Origin of the sequence: Brevibacillus brevis, from assembly GCF_900637055.1 — a bacterium.
GTDB classification, from domain to species: Bacteria; Bacillota; Bacilli; order Brevibacillales; family Brevibacillaceae; genus Brevibacillus; species Brevibacillus brevis.
The window spans coordinates 1558547-1579257 of sequence record NZ_LR134338.1 but is presented as its reverse complement, the minus strand read 5'-3'; the positions used below and the strand labels follow the sequence as shown (position 1 = coordinate 1579257).

The 20711-nt window shown below is 45.7% G+C and carries 18 protein-coding genes and 1 pseudogene; 8 read left to right on the top strand and 11 right to left on the bottom strand.

Translation table 11 applies throughout. From position 1 onward, the window contains the following. Nucleotides 1–81 precede the first annotated feature (81 nt). The 7 genes from EL268_RS08175 to EL268_RS08145 form a co-directional block, all read right to left on the bottom strand. Nucleotides 82–1269: a M20 metallopeptidase family protein gene (locus EL268_RS08175; RefSeq protein WP_106657486.1), complete on the bottom strand. Its 1188-nt coding sequence runs from the start codon at nucleotides 1267–1269 to the stop codon at nucleotides 82–84. A 74-nt stretch (nucleotides 1270–1343) separates the two neighbouring features. Next, nucleotides 1344–2342 (bottom strand): histidinol phosphate phosphatase domain-containing protein, encoded by a 999-nt coding sequence (locus tag EL268_RS08170; RefSeq protein ID WP_106657485.1) that lies wholly within the window; start codon nucleotides 2340–2342, stop codon nucleotides 1344–1346. 403 nt (nucleotides 2343–2745) lie between these two features. Then, nucleotides 2746–4764, bottom strand: a complete 2019-nt coding sequence (locus EL268_RS08165; protein WP_106657484.1) for a coiled-coil domain-containing protein — start codon at nucleotides 4762–4764, stop codon at nucleotides 2746–2748. A gap of 4 nt (nucleotides 4765–4768) precedes the next feature. Further along, on the bottom strand, nucleotides 4769–5236 hold the full coding sequence (locus EL268_RS08160) for a hypothetical protein (protein ID WP_106657483.1): 468 nt from the start codon (nucleotides 5234–5236) through the stop codon (nucleotides 4769–4771). A 1-nt stretch (nucleotide 5237) separates the two neighbouring features. Beyond that, complete coding sequence (locus EL268_RS08155) at nucleotides 5238–6179, bottom strand: hypothetical protein (protein WP_106657482.1); 942 nt, start codon at nucleotides 6177–6179, stop codon at nucleotides 5238–5240. 577 nt (nucleotides 6180–6756) lie between these two features. Next, entirely contained in the window at nucleotides 6757–7230 is a 474-nt protein-coding gene (locus EL268_RS08150) for a dihydrofolate reductase (protein ID WP_106657481.1), read from the bottom strand. Continuing rightward, nucleotides 7227–8021 carry a thymidylate synthase gene (locus EL268_RS08145; protein ID WP_106657480.1) on the bottom strand — a complete coding sequence of 265 codons (795 nt, stop codon included), beginning with the start codon at nucleotides 8019–8021 and terminating at the stop codon, nucleotides 7227–7229. The genes EL268_RS08150 and EL268_RS08145 overlap by 4 nt, the downstream gene beginning before the upstream one ends. Before the next feature lie 107 nt (nucleotides 8022–8128). On the opposite strand from EL268_RS08145, the gene pdxR (EL268_RS08140) reads away from it, so the two are divergent. After that, nucleotides 8129–9568, top strand: a complete 1440-nt coding sequence (gene pdxR, locus EL268_RS08140; RefSeq protein ID WP_106657479.1) for a MocR-like pyridoxine biosynthesis transcription factor PdxR — start codon at nucleotides 8129–8131, stop codon at nucleotides 9566–9568. A gap of 117 nt (nucleotides 9569–9685) precedes the next feature. Next, nucleotides 9686–9886 carry a hypothetical protein gene (locus EL268_RS08135; protein WP_007728714.1) on the top strand — a complete coding sequence of 67 codons (201 nt, stop codon included), beginning with the start codon at nucleotides 9686–9688 and terminating at the stop codon, nucleotides 9884–9886. 116 nt (nucleotides 9887–10002) lie between these two features. Here the strand turns inward: EL268_RS08135 and EL268_RS08130 are convergent, their stop codons facing one another. Continuing rightward, nucleotides 10003–10209, bottom strand: a complete 207-nt coding sequence (locus EL268_RS08130; RefSeq protein ID WP_106657478.1) for a cold-shock protein — start codon at nucleotides 10207–10209, stop codon at nucleotides 10003–10005. A 124-nt stretch (nucleotides 10210–10333) separates the two neighbouring features. On the opposite strand from EL268_RS08130, the gene EL268_RS08125 reads away from it, so the two are divergent. The 3 genes from EL268_RS08125 to EL268_RS08115 all read left to right on the top strand — a co-directional run bounded on the left by EL268_RS08125 (nucleotide 10334) and on the right by EL268_RS08115 (nucleotide 12849). Then, nucleotides 10334–10813 carry an outer membrane protein assembly factor BamD gene (locus EL268_RS08125; RefSeq protein ID WP_106657477.1) on the top strand — a complete coding sequence of 160 codons (480 nt, stop codon included), beginning with the start codon at nucleotides 10334–10336 and terminating at the stop codon, nucleotides 10811–10813. Between the two features lie 188 nt (nucleotides 10814–11001). After that, nucleotides 11002–12465: a sodium/proline symporter PutP gene (gene putP, locus EL268_RS08120; RefSeq protein WP_164724448.1), complete on the top strand. Its 1464-nt coding sequence runs from the start codon at nucleotides 11002–11004 to the stop codon at nucleotides 12463–12465. Between the two features lie 138 nt (nucleotides 12466–12603). Continuing rightward, nucleotides 12604–12849, top strand: coding sequence for a DUF3951 domain-containing protein (locus EL268_RS08115; protein WP_106657475.1), 246 nt, complete (start codon nucleotides 12604–12606; stop codon nucleotides 12847–12849). Here the strand turns inward: EL268_RS08115 and pdxR (EL268_RS08110) are convergent. Further along, nucleotides 12844–14265, bottom strand: a complete 1422-nt coding sequence (gene pdxR, locus EL268_RS08110; protein ID WP_106657474.1) for a MocR-like pyridoxine biosynthesis transcription factor PdxR — start codon at nucleotides 14263–14265, stop codon at nucleotides 12844–12846. The genes EL268_RS08115 and pdxR (EL268_RS08110) overlap by 6 nt on opposite strands. Before the next feature lie 114 nt (nucleotides 14266–14379). Between pdxR (EL268_RS08110) and EL268_RS08105 the strand changes: the two genes are divergently transcribed. The 3 genes and pseudogenes from EL268_RS08105 to EL268_RS08095 all read left to right on the top strand — a co-directional run bounded on the left by EL268_RS08105 (nucleotide 14380) and on the right by EL268_RS08095 (nucleotide 16700). Beyond that, nucleotides 14380–14949: a GNAT family N-acetyltransferase gene (locus EL268_RS08105; protein ID WP_106657473.1), complete on the top strand. Its 570-nt coding sequence runs from the start codon at nucleotides 14380–14382 to the stop codon at nucleotides 14947–14949. Nucleotides 14950–15159: 210 nt separating this feature from the next. After that, nucleotides 15160–15576: pseudogene (locus EL268_RS08100) on the top strand (DUF4280 domain-containing protein); the annotation flags it as partial. A gap of 863 nt (nucleotides 15577–16439) precedes the next feature. Beyond that, a complete protein-coding gene (locus EL268_RS08095; RefSeq protein WP_106657472.1) occupies nucleotides 16440–16700 on the top strand; it encodes a hypothetical protein in 261 nt (86 codons plus the stop codon). A 212-nt stretch (nucleotides 16701–16912) separates the two neighbouring features. On the opposite strand, the gene EL268_RS08090 is transcribed toward EL268_RS08095, so the two are convergent. Both EL268_RS08090 and EL268_RS08085 read right to left on the bottom strand, forming a co-directional pair. Further along, the gene (locus EL268_RS08090; protein WP_106657471.1) at nucleotides 16913–18880 is read right to left on the bottom strand and encodes a dynamin family protein; all 1968 of its coding nucleotides are present in this window, start codon (nucleotides 18878–18880) and stop codon (nucleotides 16913–16915) included. Then, on the bottom strand, nucleotides 18877–20598 hold the full coding sequence (locus EL268_RS08085; protein ID WP_232030323.1) for a dynamin family protein: 1722 nt from the start codon (nucleotides 20596–20598) through the stop codon (nucleotides 18877–18879). The genes EL268_RS08090 and EL268_RS08085 overlap by 4 nt, the downstream gene beginning before the upstream one ends. Nucleotides 20599–20711 lie beyond the last annotated feature (113 nt).

Here is a 20711-nt window from a genome sequence, read left to right as displayed (position 1 = left end):
CGTATAGCTTATGGTTGAAAACAAAAAAAGCGCCTTTGTCCTTTGTAGGCAAAAGCGCATCTTTCATGCGTTTTCTTATCGTTACTGTGTTTCCAAATAGTGCAGCGCTGTTCGTCCCAAGAGCTCGCCTGCGATCAGCATGGCATCCTCGTCGATATCAAAACGGGGATGATGATGGGGATATGTCGCCAGTTTTTCCGGATTGCCTGCCCCTACGAACAAGTAAGCGCCGGGCACCTTTTCCAAGTAATAAGAAAAGTCCTCGCCACCCATCAACGGCTTCATCGATTCCACACGACCAGCTCCAAATGCGGCAAGGGCTGCTTCCTGTGCGATCGCTGTTTCTTTTTCATGGTTAATGACGGCTGGATACCCTCGATCGTAGACAACTGTAGCGCTGCCTCCCATCATGGCAGCTGTCCCCTCCGCAATTTCTGCCAGGCGCTGCTCCGCACGATCGCGGACGTCTGGCAAAAAGGTGCGGACAGTCCCTGTCAAACGACAGCTATCTGCGATGATGTTCGTACTATCTCCGCCGTGGAACGTCCCCACGGTCACGACCACACTTTCCAACGGGCTGACGTTGCGGCTGGCAATCGTTTGCAGATGACCGACGATTTGGGAACCGATCACAATGGAGTCGACGGTTTCTTCTGGAACAGCGCCGTGTCCCCCTCTTCCTTTGATCTCGATAGAAAAGTCGTCCGTATTCGCCATGAGCGGACCTGCACTAATGTATACCTTCCCTACTGGGAACATCGACCAAAGATGAACGCCAAAGATCGCATCGACGCCATCTACAGCACCATCCTGAACCATTTGGGTAGCTCCGCCTGGATTTTCCTCTTCCGCATGCTGAAAGACAAAGCGAATTTCACCGGCAAACTGCTCACGATGTGCTGCCAAAACAGAAGCGAGTCCTAGTAGCTGGGAAGTGTGCGCATCATGTCCACACGCATGCATGACGCCAGGTACGGTAGATTTATACGGCACTTCTTTTTGATCTTGAATCGGCAGCGCGTCAAAATCCGCACGCAACGCAACGACCTTACCCGGGCGCCCTCCGCGCAAAACGCCGATGACTCCTCTACCGCCAACTCCTGTGCGAACCTCATCGAAGTGAAGTCCTCTCAATATTTCGGCAATGAGGGCCGGAGTCTTCTCCTCTTGAAAGGAAAGCTCGGGATGCTGGTGCAGATGACGCCTCCAGCTAATCATTTGCGGTTCCATCTCTTTTAGTAGCTCTTTTAATTGTTCCTGCAAGGCCATGGTTCTTACTCCTCCCCTGGATGCACCATTCTTTTCCCATCATAGCAGAATCATGGGCCAAATGGGGAGCTTGACTAATCCAGAGCGAGCATGCTGCGGCTTCGTTTTTCAAAAACGGCAAAGCTCGTATAGCCTGCCCGTTTCAACTGCGCTCGAGCCTCGTCCAACTGCTGACCGACTTGATCAGGTGCATTAGCGCTAGACGCCAAGGTGATGGGCACCTCATTCTGGAACAGAATTTCCAGAAAACGATAGCTGGGCGAAAATTCCCGGAGCTGACTCGCCAGGCCGTAGCCTGTATTGATTTCCGTCGCAATCCCCCTGCGTCCAAGAGCTCGGGCCACACGCTGATAATATGGCAATAGTGCAGTTTCTTCCGGTCGCACACCAAACGCTTTGATGCCATCGATATGAGCAATGACATCGAATAGTTGCGATTCGATCGCCTGCTCCAGCGTATCAAAATAAAGGCTGTACAATCCGATTAACTCCTGTCTTCCAAAGCGTTCTCGTGCATCCTGGATCGGATAGCCCCAGCCTTCCAGAAAATGCACGGACCCTATGCACACATCCCAAGGATATTGATTGATGACATGCCGCAATGTCTCTTCTCCACCTGAAAAATAATCCAGTTCAATCCCGACACGCAGCTCCATTCCATCCTCCGCCCAACGAAGCCGCTCTTTTTGCAGGAAAATAACAAAGCTGTCCAGGGAGTCGTTTGCGACCTGACTCAGCCATCTGCGCTGCGCTGTCCCCAAGCGATCAGAGCCGATGTGCACATGCTGTTCGTAGTACGACCGATACTCAAGAAAACGGTATAAGTGCTCGACCACGCAAACTTGCTGAATCCCCGCCTGTTTGGCACGTAATCGATACAACTCAAGCCAATCCCGTGAATACGGGCCTTGTTGAAGACGTTCTGCCAACCCATTGGTCAGTATACTTACCCATTTTCGGCTCCCCTTCACTTCGGCATGCTCCACAAGGGGGCGCAATGATTCCGCTTGCCTGAGCAACCAGTCCAGCGAATACGGCCCTTCCTCCAGATGAACGTGAAAGTCTACCTTCATCCCGATCACCTCCTTGGGTTCGTCCCTGCTATTTTCTATCGTTATATATGCGTTTGGTTCCATACATATGTCGGGTAATAACAGACCAAATTCCTATTTGTAGCGTGCATACTTACTTCATCGGGAATATAAAAGAGGAGGTGGCATCATACATGTTTCAAAAGAATAGTTCACAATCTTGTTAGTAGCAAGGATGAAGGTATCGTTGCATGCATCTGCTGAGCGTTCATGAGTCATAAACTACAATCTCTCCTATTTTAACTTACTTAAAAAACAAAAAACCGGCTATCTGATAGCTGGCTCTTGTTGTTACCTTAGTCGAGTTTTAATGTGTAGTGTGACATAAACCAGTTAATTACCCAATTTCGAACTTGGCTATAATTACTTGTTCACTCAGTTACATCTATTCTTTTGAACCGACAGGCTTAATGATATAGTCATTACCAAGATCAATAACTCTTTTATTTATATTTTTTGTTAATGTGTTTATCTCTTCAGTCGATAGTGAAGATGCTATTATACTTTGCCCACCAAGTTTAGATAATGATTCAAACAATTTCCCTATGCTTGCATAATTCATTTGCTGCTGTCCAGGCTCATCCATTAAAATTAGGTTCGGATGATTTCCACCATGTTGATGAGTTACATATTCAAGCGCAAGAGTAAAAGCCCAAATTAATCTTACATAATCACTTGCAGATGAATCAAATTTAATATCAAAACCCTTTACTACAGGTGTATATTTATCTCTGGATATGGAAATATCAGTTAGCGAAGTGCTGCTATATCCAAATTCAGACAAGTAATATATGAATTGCTTTTCTAGCGTGATCAATTTTGATTTATCCAATTCTGAAAAGAACTCTTCTGGAATTTTATTTAATTTAGTGCAATATTGTTGCCAATCGTTCTTTAACTCATCAAGTTTTGCAGATAAATTTTCTATACTTACCTCAACTTCTTCTAGCTGCCTAATCTTCCATTTGAGATTTAAGGTCTCTTCAACATCAACGTTAGATAACATCCTTGGATCTTCTCTTAGTTCATGTTTCAAGGTTCTCAGTTTCCGTCTTTCTTCCTCAAGATGACCATTAATGACCAGGAGCTTTTTATTTTTTGATTCAATCACACTTCTAGATTGACTTATTCCAAATTCTAAAGCAGCCAATTGCTCTTTAATATAGCTTATATTTTCTTCTAAGCTCATTGGTTGTAAGTCAATGTCTTGAGGTAGCAGAGTATCATGTATGCTTTGATTACATGTAGGGCATACCTTTCTTGCAATCAAGGAGTTTTGACTTGAGCCAAGATTATATAAACGTTGCGCATCTTGATTAGTTTTTAAATCATGCTTTAATTGAATAATATTATATTCAAGTGCTTCCTTATTTATTTGTTCTGAATGTATTTCTCTTCTGATAACATTTGATTCGTTTTGTAGAAATAAAACTCTTTCTTCGACCTCATTAATTCTTATCTCATGTTCTCTTTCGACTTCTTGTATGCTTTTAATAATATTGGCCTTTCCATATAAATGCTCCTTAAGCATTAAAATTCTGGACGAAATACTGACAAGATTCTGATCATCATTATAAACAAGCACATGAAAAGTTGAGAGTATCTCAGGTTTTTCAGAAAGATTTTGAATGGTTGCTCCAACAGAATTTGCTTTTTCTTTAATCGAATTTACTAAGCTAGCCCATTCCTGAGTAATTAACAATTTCTTTATTTTCATTTCTTCTTTCAATTTACTATTTTGTAAAACATCCAGTCCAAGTAAAAACTCGATTGCTCTTGTTGATATATCCCTGATTCCGTAATTAGTTGATGGAGGAGCATAAAAAGAACTCCATCCTTTGATCTGTTCTACAAAAAATAACGGGAATAAACTTTGAATATATAATATTCGATCTTTCCCCTCAAATGCAGGCACCAGAGGTAATTCCCAATCAATAAAATCAGCTAAGAATAAATGGAATCCAGCTTCATTTGAAGCAGAACCTGGCATGTGAACATAATAATCTTTCGACTCATAAAGACCATTTTCAGTAAGTGTTGGTCCAAATTGAACCTCAACAAGTTTCTCATCCCTTGTAGATGTTGTAATCCATCTTGTAACAGTAATAGTTTTACCCTTTGAATTGGAAATTTGTAATTGGACGTTTGATTCAATAACTTTATATTTATTTCCTTCGAAAGCCACCTCTTCGCGAAGCACGGGTTTCATCGTTTTCCCGTTTGTACCTCCAAGTAGTTCTTCAATCCCTAATGCATATAAGATGGCATTCATAAAAGAACTTTTCCCTGTTGAATTTTTTGCTCTCAATATATTTAAACCATCTGTAAAATTAGCCGAGGTACTAAATAACCCGTTAGTGGTAAAAATATTTAATTTAGTTGCATCAATTTTTAATTTAGCCATACAGTTACCTCACTTTAAAAACTAACGAAATTATTTTATCCGTAAGTCTTGTTCCTATTTTTCCCAACAGTTCTTTCTCATCTTCAAGGATATCTTTGCTTTCTATAATTGATTTAGCAAATTCTTCACCTTTTTTAAGAAGTGTAAACTTACCAGTATTTGGACTAAAAGCTATCAACTTATCAGCAATAGCAAACTGCAACGCCCTGTTTACCGCTGGATCCATACTCACCAAAGGATAATTACTTAACGGATCTTGTATCAGGGATAAAATAACCTGATCACGATCTTTAGATTTAAAAGCCCAGTTTAGTAACTGTAATTTAAAGAGATTAGCACTTTTATTTCTAGAAGATAAATATAACATCAGTAATATTTGTGCAATTTTAGTAATTGGTCTATAGTCTGCGGCTACGGAAACCTTTCTTCGTTTAAAGATGATCTTATGAGCTAACTCATAAGGTAAATCCATATCAGATACCTCCAAAATCTAAAGGGCATCTAACTAGCCAGTCAGCCTCTGCCTCTTTTGATAAGTCCTCTGTCAGACTGAATGAAAATAATTTATGAAAGTTCTCAGATTCTAGAGCAACTTTGTATTTTGTTTGAGTTTCTTTTATAAAAGCTTTCGGATCTAATTCGGTTAAAAGAAGTTCTTGCTCTATATGTTCTTCCATACTATTTTTTATTCTTAATAACTTTTCTAATAAAATAGGTTGATTTACCTTAAGCTCGTCTAAAATTTTTTGCCCCTTTATAAAATTCCGAACCATAAGATCAACGTATTTATTTGTAATCTCTTCTTGTCGTGGGTTACCTTCAAAAAGTTTCGAAATTTTACCGAATAGCCTCTGAATTGCAACACTTTGGCATTCTTTCCAATCAATTATTTCGATTTCAGTTGGTGCCTCTATGTTTATATCAATCTTTTGTTCTAATATCATTCTTACAAAAAAGATTTCCTGCATGTAAAAACCTTCATCTTTTACTAGAACATCAAAATCGTCCTCGAGTAAATCCTTCATATCTAGAAGTTCCCTGAATTCCGATGCTTTCTTTTGACAATGTGCAACTATTTCTTTATTAGTAATCAATGGTGTCAGAAAGATCCATCTCCGAATTTTTATATCCCCTAAATAACGGATTAATTCATTCTTGTTTTTTTGTAATTTCCCCAAGTCTTTTGTCACTTTGTCTCGTTGAGCCTCATATAAACGCTGTGTATCATATTCTTCATCAGGGCAATAACATTGAAATACAATACCTGTACGAGTAAAACCTTCAATGCCCAAATCACCTTTTGTATGAGCAGGCATCTCCTGATAACCTTCGGAATCATACCTTTTCTTCAAAAGCAATTGACAAAATTCTTCCCAACTATCACCATTGTATTCGCCATGACGAGTCTTGATCACTACATTCACCTCTGTGCTCTTTTAAAACTCTAAAAGATGTCGATAACTCAAAAATATCACATTGTTTATCGTAACTAGCTAGTTTACACGATACCAAATTCGACAAAATCTGGTATTATCCTTCCATCTATTGATTACACTTAATAAACTAAAAAGCCGCGTTATCTAACACGTTTTCTTAGAATTTATTTTTTGGTTCCGTTTTTTCAGCAGAATCAACTAAATTATGTAACCTCTCATACTAACCTGAGCATTGGAAACCATATCACAAAATTGACACCATTCGAGGCTTCTAGCAGTTCAATAATGAGGGAACGTTACGGTTAGTACTTTTTCAATGTCGAAGCGGTTTTCTTTCATCTAAGCTTCTTGTTTTCAACGAATTTCTTTACTGTTCTACTAATATCGGTCAGTGCTCACGCCGGTTTGAAGGCTTATTGTCAGAGAAGAAGAAAGTGTTACAAAGCTCTTGATCAAACTTCCTGCTGACTCTTATGTTAGAGGGATGCTCTCACCTGATGTACCAACCAAAAAGAACAAAAAAATGCCTCAGCAACGAGGCATTTTCGATTAACAGCTAATTTTTTCGCTCATACACGTAAAACGCATGCGGATGCACGTTATTCTCATCCACGATACCCTCACGTTTGTCCACCAAGGTGTAAGCATCACGATCCCATGCTGGGAAAAACGTATCTCCCTCTGTTTCCAAATCGATCTCCGTAATGTACAGTCGATCAACGACATCGAGAAACTGGCGATAAATTTCCGAGCCGCCAAAGATAATGACATCGCCCATAGCGAGCACTTCTTTCTTCGTATGGACGACATCTACGCCTTCAGGGTGAAAGTCCTGACTACGTGTCAGGACGACATTCTTTCGGTTAGGCAGCGGCTTGCCGATCGACTCGAACGTTTTGCGTCCCATTACGATCGTTTTGCCTGTCGTTAATTCCTTCACATTTTTCAAGTCGGCAGGAAGGTGCCACGGCATGTCGCCATCTTTTCCGATGACTTGGTTGCGGGCATAGGCAACAATCAGGCTGATCATACGGCCACCTCGCCTTTGATATGCGGATGGGATTCGTAGCCGACGATTTCAATATCTTCGTATTTGAAGTCAAAAATCGAAGTCACTTCTGGATTGAGCACAAGCTTCGGCAGCGGTTTCGGCTCACGAGTGAGCTGGAGCTTGACCTGCTCGATATGGTTGAGATACAGATGAGCATCTCCGATTGTATGAACAAAATCGCCCACTTCAAGCCCGGTGACATGCGCCACCATATGCGTCAGCAAAGCGTAGGAAGCGATATTAAACGGCACCCCCAAAAATGTGTCGCCACTGCGTTGATACAGCTGGCAGGACAACTTGCCATTCGCTACGTAAAACTGGAACAGCAGGTGACAAGGCGGCAAAGCCATCTTGTCCAATTCAGCCGGATTCCACGCGCTAACGATCAAGCGGCGAGAGTCCGGATTGCGTTTGATCTCATCAATGACCCATTGAATCTGGTCCACTGTTTTGCCGTCGCGTCCAGTAAAGGAACGCCATTGGCTTCCGTAAACCGGGCCCAAATCTCCGTTTTCATCCGCCCATTCGTTCCAAATCCGCACGCCGTTTTCCTGCAAGTAGCGGATATTGGTATCGCCTGATAAAAACCAGAGCAATTCGTGGATGATCGATTTCATATGCAGCTTTTTCGTCGTGACCATGGGAAAGCCTTCACTCAGGTCAAAACGCATCTGATGCCCAAAAACACTGGTCGTTCCGGTGCCTGTCCGATCCTCTTTTGTGACACCTTCATCTAAAATGCGCTGGCACAAATCCAGGTATTGTTTCATCGTCCATCTCTCCTTCCATCTCATCTATTTTACCTGACCCAGACGAAAAGGAAAGATCGGAATGTCATGATATAATAAATGGATAAATGTAGAAAGCGGGATTCGTGATGGATGGCATACCTTCTGTGGCTACCAAGCCCTTATATAAACAAATAGCAGAGCAAATCGAGCAAAGAATCAGCAGTGGTGAATTCGGTCCTGGCAGCTATTTACCCTCGGAGCGCACGCTGGCCAAGGAACTGAACGTCAACCGTTCGACCGTCGTCGCGGCGTACGATGAGTTGCAAGCAGCAGGCATGATCGAGCGCATACAAGGAAGCGGCACCATCGTCAGCCAAGATATTTGGGGACTGGCACGGACCCGCGTTCCGAACTGGCGTCATTTGACGGAGTCAGGGTCGTTTCGCCCGAATTTACCGTTGATTCGCAAAATCCGTCGTGAAACACAGGAAAATGACTTGATCGATTTGGCGAGTGGCGAGCTCTCGACCGATCTCGTCCCCAATCAAGCACTCCAACAGCTCATGACCTCCGATGACTTCCCGGCCCATCTCGGCTATGAGCATCCGCAGGGCAATTGGGCATTGCGAGAGACATTGAGTCTCCATATGAAAGCATGGCGAAGCATCGAAGCACCTGCTACCTCGATCATGATTACGTCAGGAGCGCAGCAGGCCCTTCATCTCGTCGTTCAATGCTTGTTAAAGCCAGGGGATGCGGTAGCTATTGAAGAGCCGTCTTATTGTTATTCCTTGCCGCTTTTTCATTCCGCTGGCTTGCGTTCGTTCTCGCTGCCTGTCGACCGGGACGGAATCGACCCGAAGCACTTGGCCCAGCTGCACCGCCAGCACCGCATCAAAATGGTTTTTCTCAATCCGAATTATCAAAACCCGACAGGGACACTGCTTTCATTGGAGCGGCGCCAGGAATTGCTCGCGTTCTCCTATGAAAATGGGATTCCGATCATCGAGGATGATCCATACAGCTTGACCAGTTTTTCGAGAGAGCCCGTCCCAACCTTAAAATCACTGGACCAACATGGAACTGTACTCTACATCAGCTCTTTGACCAAGATCGTCGCCTCAGGTCTGCGGATCGGCTGGATCGTCGGGCCCCCTACTGTCATGGAAAGACTGGCAGATGCGAAACAACAGTTTGATTTTGGACACAGCATTTTTCCGCAATGGTTAGCGAATCGTTTTCTCGGATCGCCTCAGTTTGCGAGTCACATCGATCTTTTACGAACAGAGCTATCCTTGCGGCACGATCAGCTTGTCTCCTCGCTTCAAGACAAGTTCGGTGATCAAGTAGAAATGGTCGGTTCAGAAGGAGGCATTCACCTGTGGTGCAAATTTAAAGGGGAATGGAGCGGCGAATGTCTTCTCACAGAATCAGTCAAACGGGGAGTTGTCTTCGTACCTGGACACCTTTTCGGCGCAGAGCAAGGATATGTCCGCTTCACCTTTGGCAGAGCTACCTTGGATCAGATCCCGGAGGCAGTCTCGCGCTTAGCGGATGCATTCGTGGCAAGTGGATGGGCAAAATAATCCCCAAGTGGATGGCAACATTTTTGTGCGGTCGGTATATGATCGAAGTAAGCTACCGTATGCATCCTCGTGTATATCCAGCAGGATGACTGTGCCATACAGAAAGGACTGGCTGTTATGAGTATTTTGCCTTTCATTATTGCTATTATTGTTCTTGTTCTTATAGGTCTCGTCGTTACAATAAAAATCGGAATTAACCCATCCGAATCCAAAGTGCGGGGCTTTAAACAACGCTCCCGCAATCTGTTGATCATTTACGGCATCATTACGATCGCCCTGGTCATTGCATTGTCAGTCTTTCTCTACAACAACCTTTGATCAATCCCGAACGTTACGTGACATAAATAAGACGCCGTCTGCCTTGTACAGGTATGACGGCGTTTTTGAATCGAAGGAAGTCCTTCGTCTTGTGTTTTTGGAAGATGTTACCTCTTTTACACGATTTTCCTCGCTACATTGGCGGCTTGCAGCCCACGCTGTCCATTTACGATCTCAAAGACCACCTGCTCGCCTTCTTCCAAATTGCGGTAACCAGACCCCGTAATCGCAGAATAGTGTACGAATACATCAGGTCCGCCATCGCGCTCAATAAACCCATAGCCCTTTTCTTTGCTGAACCATTTTACTTTCCCTTGAATCATTGTGTTTCCTCCCTGTAATCAGTGCAGCTCTTACGCTTACCTCATCATATGCGGATGCGAAGTCAGTGGATATACGGTAAAATAAATAAAGTAAGAATCGTCACGCCAGAAAGGAGTGAACCACATGAAAAAAGCATTGATTATTGCATGCGCGCTGCTGCTCACTGCCTGCTCCGAAATATCCGAAGGGGTCCAAACCGCCCAGCAAGCAGTAGAAACAGGACAGCAAGCCATTGAGGCAGGCAAACAGGCTGTCGAAGCCGGTCAGCAAGTTCTGGAAGCAGGCAAGCAGCTGGCGGAGTCTGAGGTTGCCCAACAGCTGCAAACATACCTCCAGCAAAAATACGAATCCTCTGAAGCCTTGCGTAATGCGATGTTCAGCGGAGATGGTCAATTGCTCGTAGAAGAATTGCAAAAGACCGAGCTAGCGAACTTCAGCTTTTACAAATCTGACATGTTCGGTGTTGAATATACAGGCACGCTCTCTGCCGACGGTACTTTCAAAGTGCTTAAGCACGATTTGAACAATCAAGGTGCGGAGCCTACTGTCGTAAAGGAATTCAAAGTAACACTCGACGGAAACGGTCAGATTCAGGTTCAGTAATTTGGAAAACATTTCAAGAAAAGCCTGCGATCAATCATCGCGGGCTTTTTCGTGTTATTAAAAAACTTTTTATTGAGTTTCTACAAAATTTTCTGTGTTTCCTTATAGATTTTTATTATTGGGCATGATAACGTGTAAGATGTTCATATAAATTTCATAAATACTAAACATAGCAAGGGGTGCTGCCAATGAATATGCTGCTCGTGTCTATTATTGTGTACATGGCAGGTATGCTGTTAATCGGCTATTATGCCTATAAACGTACCTCCAATCTGACCGACTACATGCTCGGGGGTCGATCTCTCGGTCCAACTGTAACCGCTCTCAGTGCGGGTGCATCCGACATGAGCGGTTGGTTGATGATGGGTTTGCCAGGTGCCATGTTTGCCCAAGGTCTTAGTGCATCCTGGATCGCCATCGGTCTGACTCTCGGCGCTTATGCCAACTGGCTGTATGTCGCTCCCCGCCTTCGTTCGTACACGGAGGTTGCCAATAACTCGATTACGATTCCTGCTTTTTTGGAAAATCGTTTCGGGGATGGGTCTCGGATGCTTCGTCTTGTCTCGGCTCTTGTTATTATGATCTTTTTTACCTTTTACGTCTCATCTGGTCTCGTTTCTGGAGGCGTGTTGTTTGAAAACACCTTCCACCTGAGTTATCAAACGGGACTGTGGATTGTCGGATTGGTCACCATTGCCTATACATTGTTTGGCGGCTTCCTCGCTGTAAGCTGGACGGACGCTGTACAAGGACTCATTATGGTCATCGCGCTCATTCTCGTTCCGCTCGTGACCGTTCTTACAACAGGCGGATTGGGAGAAACATTTACCCAGATCCACACTGTCGATCCCTCTTTGCTTGATATTTTTAAAGGGACGAGCCTGCTCGGCATCATTTCCTTGTTTGCATGGGGACTCGGCTATTTCGGACAACCGCACATTATCGTTCGCTTTATGGCGATCACGTCCACGAGTGAGATCAAAAAAGCACGCAGCATCGGTATGGGCTGGATGATTTTCTCCGTCGCTGGCGCCATGTTGACAGGTCTGGTCGGTATCGCCCTGTACTCCAAGCAAGGCTGGACGTTGAGCGATCCTGAGACGATCTTCATCCAGCTGGGTACGATTCTGTTCCATCCAATCATTACCGGCTTTTTGCTGGCGGCGATTTTGGCAGCGATCATGAGTACGATTTCCTCTCAGCTGCTCGTCACATCCAGCTCCTTGACCGAGGACATTTACAAAACCTTTTTCAAGCGTTCTGCAACCGACAAAGAACTGGTCACCTTTGGCCGTCTGTCCGTATTGCTCGTATCTGTCGTCGCCTTTTTGCTCGCCTTGAATAAAAATGACACGATCCTCGATCTCGTCGGATATGCGTGGGCTGGATTCGGCGCTTCGTTTGGGCCTGTCATTCTGCTCTCTCTCTATTGGAAGCGCATGAACAAATGGGGTGCTCTCGCGGGTATGATCGCTGGCGCGCTTACCGTTATCATTTGGACTCGTTTTGATGTGCTGAAGGACTTCCTCTACGAGATGGTTCCCGGCTTTGCCATTAGCCTGCTCGCCATCGTGGTTGTCAGCCATTTGACCAGCAAGCCTTCGAATGAGGTAACCGCTCAGTTTGATGAGTACCAAAAAAGCATGAAATAATCCTTGCCGATAAAAGCCAAGCAGCCTATGCGCTGGACAACTACTCTGTCCCACGTCATAGGCTGCTTTTTTCTGTTGAAACTAATTGGAACCCTCATCGTAAATCATCCATAACCTCACAAAAAGGAGGGACAAAAAATGATGATGATGTCCGGCTTGATTATTGGCGTATCCCTTTTGATTTTTGGCATGCTCGGGATGGCTTGCTACCGCTTTTTTATCCAAAAGAAACCGGTCGAGCACTACTACACCCCGCTAGATCGCGTGTTCGGGCAAACACCAGTTGAATTCCATGAGCAAAAGATCGAGAAAAAAGAATCGGCGGAAGAGGAAGGTGACGACAAGGATAAGAACGAGAAGATTCGGCAAAAGCGCAGATCATAGCGAAAACCAAGCTTCTGCCAAACGCCTGATCCCTACCGCAATGTCTTGTTCCTCCACTCCACCAAATCCAACAATAATTCGCGGCCGTGCATTCGTCGGATCATTGGCCCAGTTATGGCCGCTCGGATAAACGCGAACATCGGCCGCACGCGCCAGCTCGATCAGCTCCTTCTCCGTTCGGGAAGTATCCACCTCCAGCAAAATATGCAGCCCTGCTGACTGTCCCAATACTCGGATTTCCCGGGGCATGTAGGTCTGTATCGCCCGAAGCAGTGCATCGTGCTTGCGGTGATAGACGGTGCGCATTTTTCGGACATGCTTCTCCCAGTATCCCTTTTGCATGAACAACTGCATGCTTCGTTGCAAATGGCGGGAAACCGGAGAAGGATACGCCTGGAATGCTTCCAAATATCTCCCGAGCAATTGCCTCGGAAGTACCGTGTAATCCAAGCGAAGTGCCGGAGAAAATGCTTTGGAAAAATTGCCGATATAAACCACACATCCATCCCGATCCATTCCTTGCAGAGATGGCGTAGGGTGTACATTGTAGCGGAATTCGCCATCGTAATCATTTTCGATGATGATTCCGTTCGTTCTCTTTGCCCATTGCAGCAATTGCTGACGTTTGCTGACTGGCATGACCATCCCATACGGATATTGATGAGCCGGGGTTGTGTATATGACAGTTGCGTTGCTTTTCTCTAAGGCTTCAATGGACAGCCCCTCTTCTTCCAGTGGTATCGACACGACCTCGTACCCGTGATGCGAAAAAACGATTCGAGCATCTGCATACCCAGGCTCCTCAATCGCAACCACATGATGCCGATCCGCCAAGAGCAGACATAAAAAGCTGAGAGCCTGCTGTAATCCGGTGCCGATGATGATTTGCTCAGGCCGACAAATGAGCGTACGTGCTCTGCGCAAATATTTACTCAGCTCCTCTCTCAGCTCCCACTCGCCTTGATCATCCCCGTAAAAAGAAAAGTCCTCCGGATAAACATCCAGCGCTTCCAGCATGCAAGAGCGCCATGCAGCATAAGGAAAAGACTTCGTATCGATGACAGATCCGTGAAAGTTGTAGCGACAGATGAGATGCTCCCCTTTTTTCTTTTTTAAGATGGATGAATACAAGGCAATCTCCCCATCCTGATCCACTGGCTCTGACCATCTCTCGATCTCAGCAGCAAAAAAGCCGCTCCGCTCCCGGCTCACGATGTAGCCTTCTGCGAGCAGTTGCTGATAGGCTGCCTCAATCGTATTTTTTCCGACGCCGCTTGCTTTCATCAACTGACGGATCGATGGCATCTTGGTTCCGGACGGTATCTCTCCTGATGCAATCCGTTTGCTTAATTGCTTGTACAGCTGCTGATACAAAGGTTCTTTGCTGTGTGCATCCATGATCGGCATGTACTCCATCAGCGACCCTCCAATCTGTTCCCATCCAACTCTCTCAAACTGTCACTGTGTATAGGAGCAGTTCTATTTTACAATGATTGTACCAGATTCACCCACACGAAAGGAGAGCAAGTCATGCGTATTCATTTACAAGGAGAAAAGGTCGTTCTGCGAGATATTCGAGCAGAAGATATCGATACGATCTACTATTGGAAATACGAAGCAGAGGATCGTGAACATCTCAATTGGAATGGCCCCTACAAACCGCTTGATCCGTACACAAAAGAAGAGTATCGTGCCCTCCCGCGTCACCAGGAGTCTCTTTCTCTCGTCGGGACAGATGCACCAAGAACCGAGCTGATGATTGAGATTGACGGCCAGCTAAAAGGCAGTGTCGGCCGCTACTGGGTATCCGAGGAGACGAACTGGTGCGAAATCGGAATCGTTATTTATGACTCCCGCTACTGGCAGAATGGCTATGGCCGGGAAGCGTTTCGGATGTGGATCGACTACTTGTTTACCCACATGGATACAGTCCGTTTAGGCATCGGTACGTGGTCCGGCAACGAACGGATGATCAAGCTGGCTGCTCACATGGGAATGGTGGAAGAAGCCCGGGTACGCAAAGCAAGGATAGTTCGCGGTGAATATTATGATGCGATTAAAATGGGGATTTTGCGCGAGGAATGGGAGAATCGGAAATAAAAATAACAGGAATACATGAATAGAACTTAATACCTATTTGCACATCGTTTATTCACAACTTTCTATCTATAACTAGCGACCAATCCCAAACCGATACCTCAGTATGTGGGTATTATTCCCTTTTTATATATAGATTGGATATCATTCGTCTTTTTATCACCATGAGCATCTTCCATCTGTATAGGAAACTGCCAGTGAGGAGGAGACTGAATGCCTCATATTGAAGATATCACCGTCCAAAAGTCGAATGCTGAACGCAAGAGTTATGTGGTTGTTGGTGCCATATTATCATGCAGTAGCGGAAGCCAGTTAAGTCGGCTAAAAATGCCGTTCAGTCATGGTGTTTTTGTAAAAGGCAAGCCACAAATGAACATCATGGACTTTGTTCCCAACGTCAATATCATGCCATTTGGTCAGTGCAACAACTTGAAGAATCCCACTGTCGCTTCTGCTACCGCAGCAAACAATGGTGTACTAACACCGGTGCCGTGCACACCTGTGATGACCATGCCATGGATCGATGGCAAACTGGACAAAATAGTCGGCGGACACCCCGCATTGTTGAACAAATCCACAAATATATGTTTCCATTGCGGACTCATTAAGATTGAAGATGACGGGCAGGATTTGGGTGGTGTGACGATAGGTAATCAGTCCTCAACAAATAGTGGGTCGTCAGATGCCGTTTTTGGGCGAGGACCTGCTTGCGAGAAACCGCAGGAAAAGCCAAGTATGTTGGACCATTTCATCAAAGGAATATCGAAGCTTGGAGATGTTCCTGCTGCGATGCAAAAAGCGGCAAGTGAACTGCCTGGGGCACTAGAAAAAGCTGCAAATGATTTGCCAAAAGGTTTGCAGAAGGCGGCAGAGGATTTACCTAAGGGCGTTAATGTGTTTGTGAGGGAAGGCTATATTGAGCCGATGCAGGAGGACTTGAATACGTTACGGGATGATAAAATCAATCTCGCGGATGGACTTGCAATCGGTGGGATTGCCTTACATGCACTTACGCTTGGAAGAAGCAAAAACGTTAAAAATATCGTAGAGGCTACTAGTAAAGGGAATAGGAAGTGGGGTAAGACACTTAATAGGATTGACAATGGTTCCGGTCATATTCCAATGGATCCAGAAAAGTTTAATCGAATGAAAAATGCTTTTGAGAAGCAAGGGGGGCTTCTTGTTCCTGAATATGAAGCGGTACCACTATTAAATTGGCATGGTACAGAAGCATCAACATTAAATGATAAGACAATTGCGTTTAGACCAAACCCGTCTGCTTCGGCTGTATTTGAGGAGTTTATTCATGCCACTCAGTATAGAACAGGAAGAGCTACCGGTTCAAATATTTTAGAGATGGAGATTGAAGCAAAAGAAAAGCTAATCAAGCATAGAAAAGCATATGGCATACCAAATGTCGAAACCAGAGAAACAATTCAGCATCTTAGGGATTATAGGAAACAATTAGATGAGCAAAAACGGAGGTGGTAGATTTGTTTAAAGTAAATGTTGAATTTGCAATGTATCTTCAGTCCGCAAATGTTGTTGTAATAACTGGCAAATATCAAGGGCAGTTAACAGGTAATGTTCTAGTTGACGCGAATAACCTTGCCAAAAAATTTGTTGTCAATAACGTTGTTCATATGAAATACAAGAATCCTGAAAAAATTAAAGATACGATTTCATTGAATCTCCAGCCAGATGACTTTGAGGCAGATGAATTAGTAGGCAAATGCTTGATAAGCCCTGATTAAAAGTTTTCATGAATTCTGATTAGCAATTCTCAATCCAAAACATTTGCACAATATTGCAAGGACTCAATTAGCAGAATCAATTTAAAACAATTTGGTAGCTCCTACACCTATTAATTATATGACAAGAGCCACCTAACAACAGAAAAAAGGGCATTCCCCTCATCTCTTCAAGACCCGGGAACTGCCCTATTCATTTTCCTACCAAACCGGGACTACTCCAACTCAGCCGCCACACGACTTACTTTTGCCGCCAGCTCGTCAAGATCGACGTTCATCTCAAGAGCCGCAAACAGACCTGTGAAATACTCGTTGATCTGGTCGATGACGCGATTGCGTTCACTCGCCACCAGCTCTTGGAACAGCGCGCTGAATTGCTCATCCAGCTGCTTGTTTCCGATTTCTACATACGCGCTCACTGGTTCTTGCATGCGCTTCTCCAGTTCTTCACGCATTTTTGCTTTGCCATCCTGCTCGAAAAAGTCTTTGGTGTTTTTGAACAAGGAAATCGCGGATGCAAATGCAGATTCGGCTACTGGCAGTTCGTTCGCAAAGGACAGTGTTTCCACCTGTCGCTGCTGATAAGGTGCCAAGGTCAAGCCTGCCGCGTAGCCTTGTGCATCCTTTTGCCACGCCGCAACAAGTGTTGTCCCCTGCTTGTTCGTGAACTTCTCCAAGCGAAGGGTTGTGGCACGCAGCTCTTGCGCCAAGTCGTAGCTGATCGAACGCAGAAGATCAGTCAAGCATCCTTGCAGTGCTTGCTTCATGTTCCGTCCATCGTCCTTGATGACAGCCGGGTTAAAAGCAAGATTGAACAGCTCGTTGAAGCGGAAGAACAAGCGCTGGCGAACGTAGTAGAGCAGTTCCTCGCGCTCTTTTGCCAGGTCGCGCTCGAACGAAGCGGTAGACAGTGCTTCAACAGCTGACAGAGCCTGTGTCTTGGCATTGCTTGCTGCTTCTTTGCGCAACAGACGCTCGTCTTCGCCGGACTGCGCCATACGCATGAATTCTGTCAAGGTATCATGGGCGCGACGGATTTCACCGATTGCAGCATTCACAGCAATTTGCGTCAGCTCTTCAATCGTAAAACGGAGGAACTCTGCTTCAAACGAAGCCATTCCCGAGAACTTGAAGGCTTCATCTGCCGGCATCAGCGGCTCGCCTTCAGCCGTATTCGTGCGCTGACGGTATACTTTCTCCGCAGAAGCTGCCAGCTTGCCTTTTTCATGCATCCGTGCCAACAGAGCAGTCTGGCTCGACACCGGATAAATACGCGGAAGGCGAATTCCGCACGAGAGGAGGTTTTTCTCTACGTGGGTAATCACGCCCTGCAATTCCTCATCGTTTGCTGCGAGGTCACAAGCATTGACGATAAAGAACATTTTGTCCATTTCGAACGTATCCTTGACCCGTCCCATTTGCAGCAAAAACTCGCGGTCTGCCTGTGAAAAGGCGTGGTTGTAATATGTGACAAACAGCACGGCATCCGCGTTTTTCATGTATTCAAACGCCACACCTGTGTGACGCGCATTGATGGAATCCGCACCAGGCGTATCGACGAGAACGATGCCCTGGTCTGTCAGCGGGCAGGAATAGAACAGCTCGATGTATTCCGCAAAACAAGCTTTTTCTTCCTTGGCTACAAAGCCTTTGAAAGCCTGCATATCCACCAGCAATTCTCCACCCAGATGAGCAGCCATTTCTGGCAAGCCTTTTGTAACAGCTTTCAAAAAGGTGTAGTGAGGTTTTGCTGTAGGCGGGATTTGGGCGACATCGATCTTGCCGAGCTCAGCCAATGCCCCATCCAGATCAGATGCAACCAGTCCAAACACAGCGAGTGAACGGATAACATCCTGCTCGATTGCTTCGCGCTCCTTCAAGACGACACGCACAGTTCCATGCGGGCGTTCATCTGTAGGCGGCATAATTTTGTTGATCGCTGCTGTCGTCGGATTCGGCGATACAGGCAGCACAAGATCGCCCATCAAAGCGTTCGCAAAAGACGATTTCCCTGCACTGAATGCACCAAAAAGTGCGACAGTAAAACGATTGGCAGTCAGGCGATCTGCTCGATCCAGCATCGCCTGTGCCTGTGCTTGCATCCCTGGTACAGAAACGACTTCTTCACTTGCGCGCCGCAGACGCTCTGCTGCCGCAATTAGTTTGTCTCGTAGTTGATTCATGCTACTTGTTCTCCTCCACGCATAATCGCCAACAGACGACCCTTGGTTTCTTCTTCTCTCGCTGCCAGTCCTGCCAGCTTTTGATGCAGCGCTGCCAACTCACGCAATACGCCAAGACGCTCGACTTGAGCCGCACTTTCTACACGCACCTGCTCCTTGATCATCTCAACCACTTGTGCAATGAAGGAGAGACCCACTCGTCTGTACTCCAGCTTCATCCCGTTGGAAATATCCGCACAGTAGTTCAGGACGTACTCACTCGAAGCAGCACCCTCTTTGATGTGCTTGCTCAAGAACTCGCCCGTTATCTCCATCTTGGTTGCGTGAACGCTGGCGTGATATTCTTCGCTCCGCAAATCAAACACTTGCGGCTGCTTGCCGAGCCATTCTTTGAAGTGGAAGTCGAGATTTCCCGCCACTTTTTCGCGGAACTCAACGAGAAGGGCTTCTTCGCGACGTGCGCGTTCTTCCTCTGTCTTCTTGCCTGCAAACAACAGCCCTACCTTGAAGCCCGGCTTGCGGCTCTCCAAGTAGCTTCGTGCTGCTTCGTTCGTGCTGAAATAAGTCAAACGAGCATTGTCCAAAAGTACGCTCAGCTCTTTTTCCATCTGCATTCGGGCATCCTCAGCACGCTGCTCTAGAGCCGCTGCTGTCGCTTCCTCCTGCTCAAGCGCTTCCTGCACAGCCGCAGCATTACGACTGTCGATGCCTTCCACTTCCAGACCATCCAGCTGGGATTCCCACTGCTGGCGTTGGTCTGCCTGGCTTGTTCTTACTACTTGGATGTGTTCGTCGATCAAATGCTCGGCAGCACTGCGAACGCTCGTGCCAACCAGCTTTTCACGATCAGCGATCAACTGAGCAAGCATGCCCTTAAATTCTTCATACATGTTCTCAGAGTGATCTGGTTCCGCAAGCGACGTGTAAAAAATACCATCTGGATGTATATTCCAGGTCGCGAATGCCTCCTCGACACTTTCCTTATAGCTATCGAAATCCAATTCGAAATCAATATGTTTATCGATCATGTTCACAACCAGATAGACTGGCTTGCCACGATCCTTCAACGTCTTCGTAAAGTTGAAGTTCTCTTCGGCTTGAACATGGTTATAATCCATCATGTAAATGACGACGTCAGCCAAATGCAGCGCGGATTCCGTAGCGATTTTGTGTGCTGCATCCGTTGAGTCAATGCCCGGTGTATCGAGCAAGCTGGCGTATTCGTCAAGGAATGTTCCCGGATAGGAGACCTCTACGGATTCAACCGTATCTCCGTCAACAGCAAACTGCTTGAGCTTCTCCATCTCCGTATCTGGATCAAATGTAAGGACTCCGCTGTTCATCGTGAAGACGCGAGCCGCTTTTTCTCCGCCGCGAATCTTGACGACATTCGCACTGGTCGGAATCGGATTGGACGGTAGCAAATTGACACCCAAAAGCGTGTTAATCATCGTTGATTTTCCTGCGGAAAAATGTCCGCAAAACGCAATGTTCAGCTCAGCGCGCTTTGTTTTCGCGGCCAGTTGAATGAGCTTGTGTGGCGTGGTTTCGTCTCCCTGCGATTTCATTACTTCCGCGAGTTCTTCCCATGTATGTGCCAGTCGGGAAAAGTCCGTTTCCCGGATCAATACTTGACTGTCAAGCACTTCTATTCCACCCTTCTCCATCATTCCTACTCTCTCTACTTGTGCCTGTTCAAAAAGTCGTCTTTTCAGCATCGAGAAAATGGCGAGAACCTGAAGAAGGAGGAGCGGAGTGTAGGGGACCTACATGAGCACCGGACTTCGATGGTGAACGCCATTTTCGATGTCGAATAAGCTTTCATGACTAC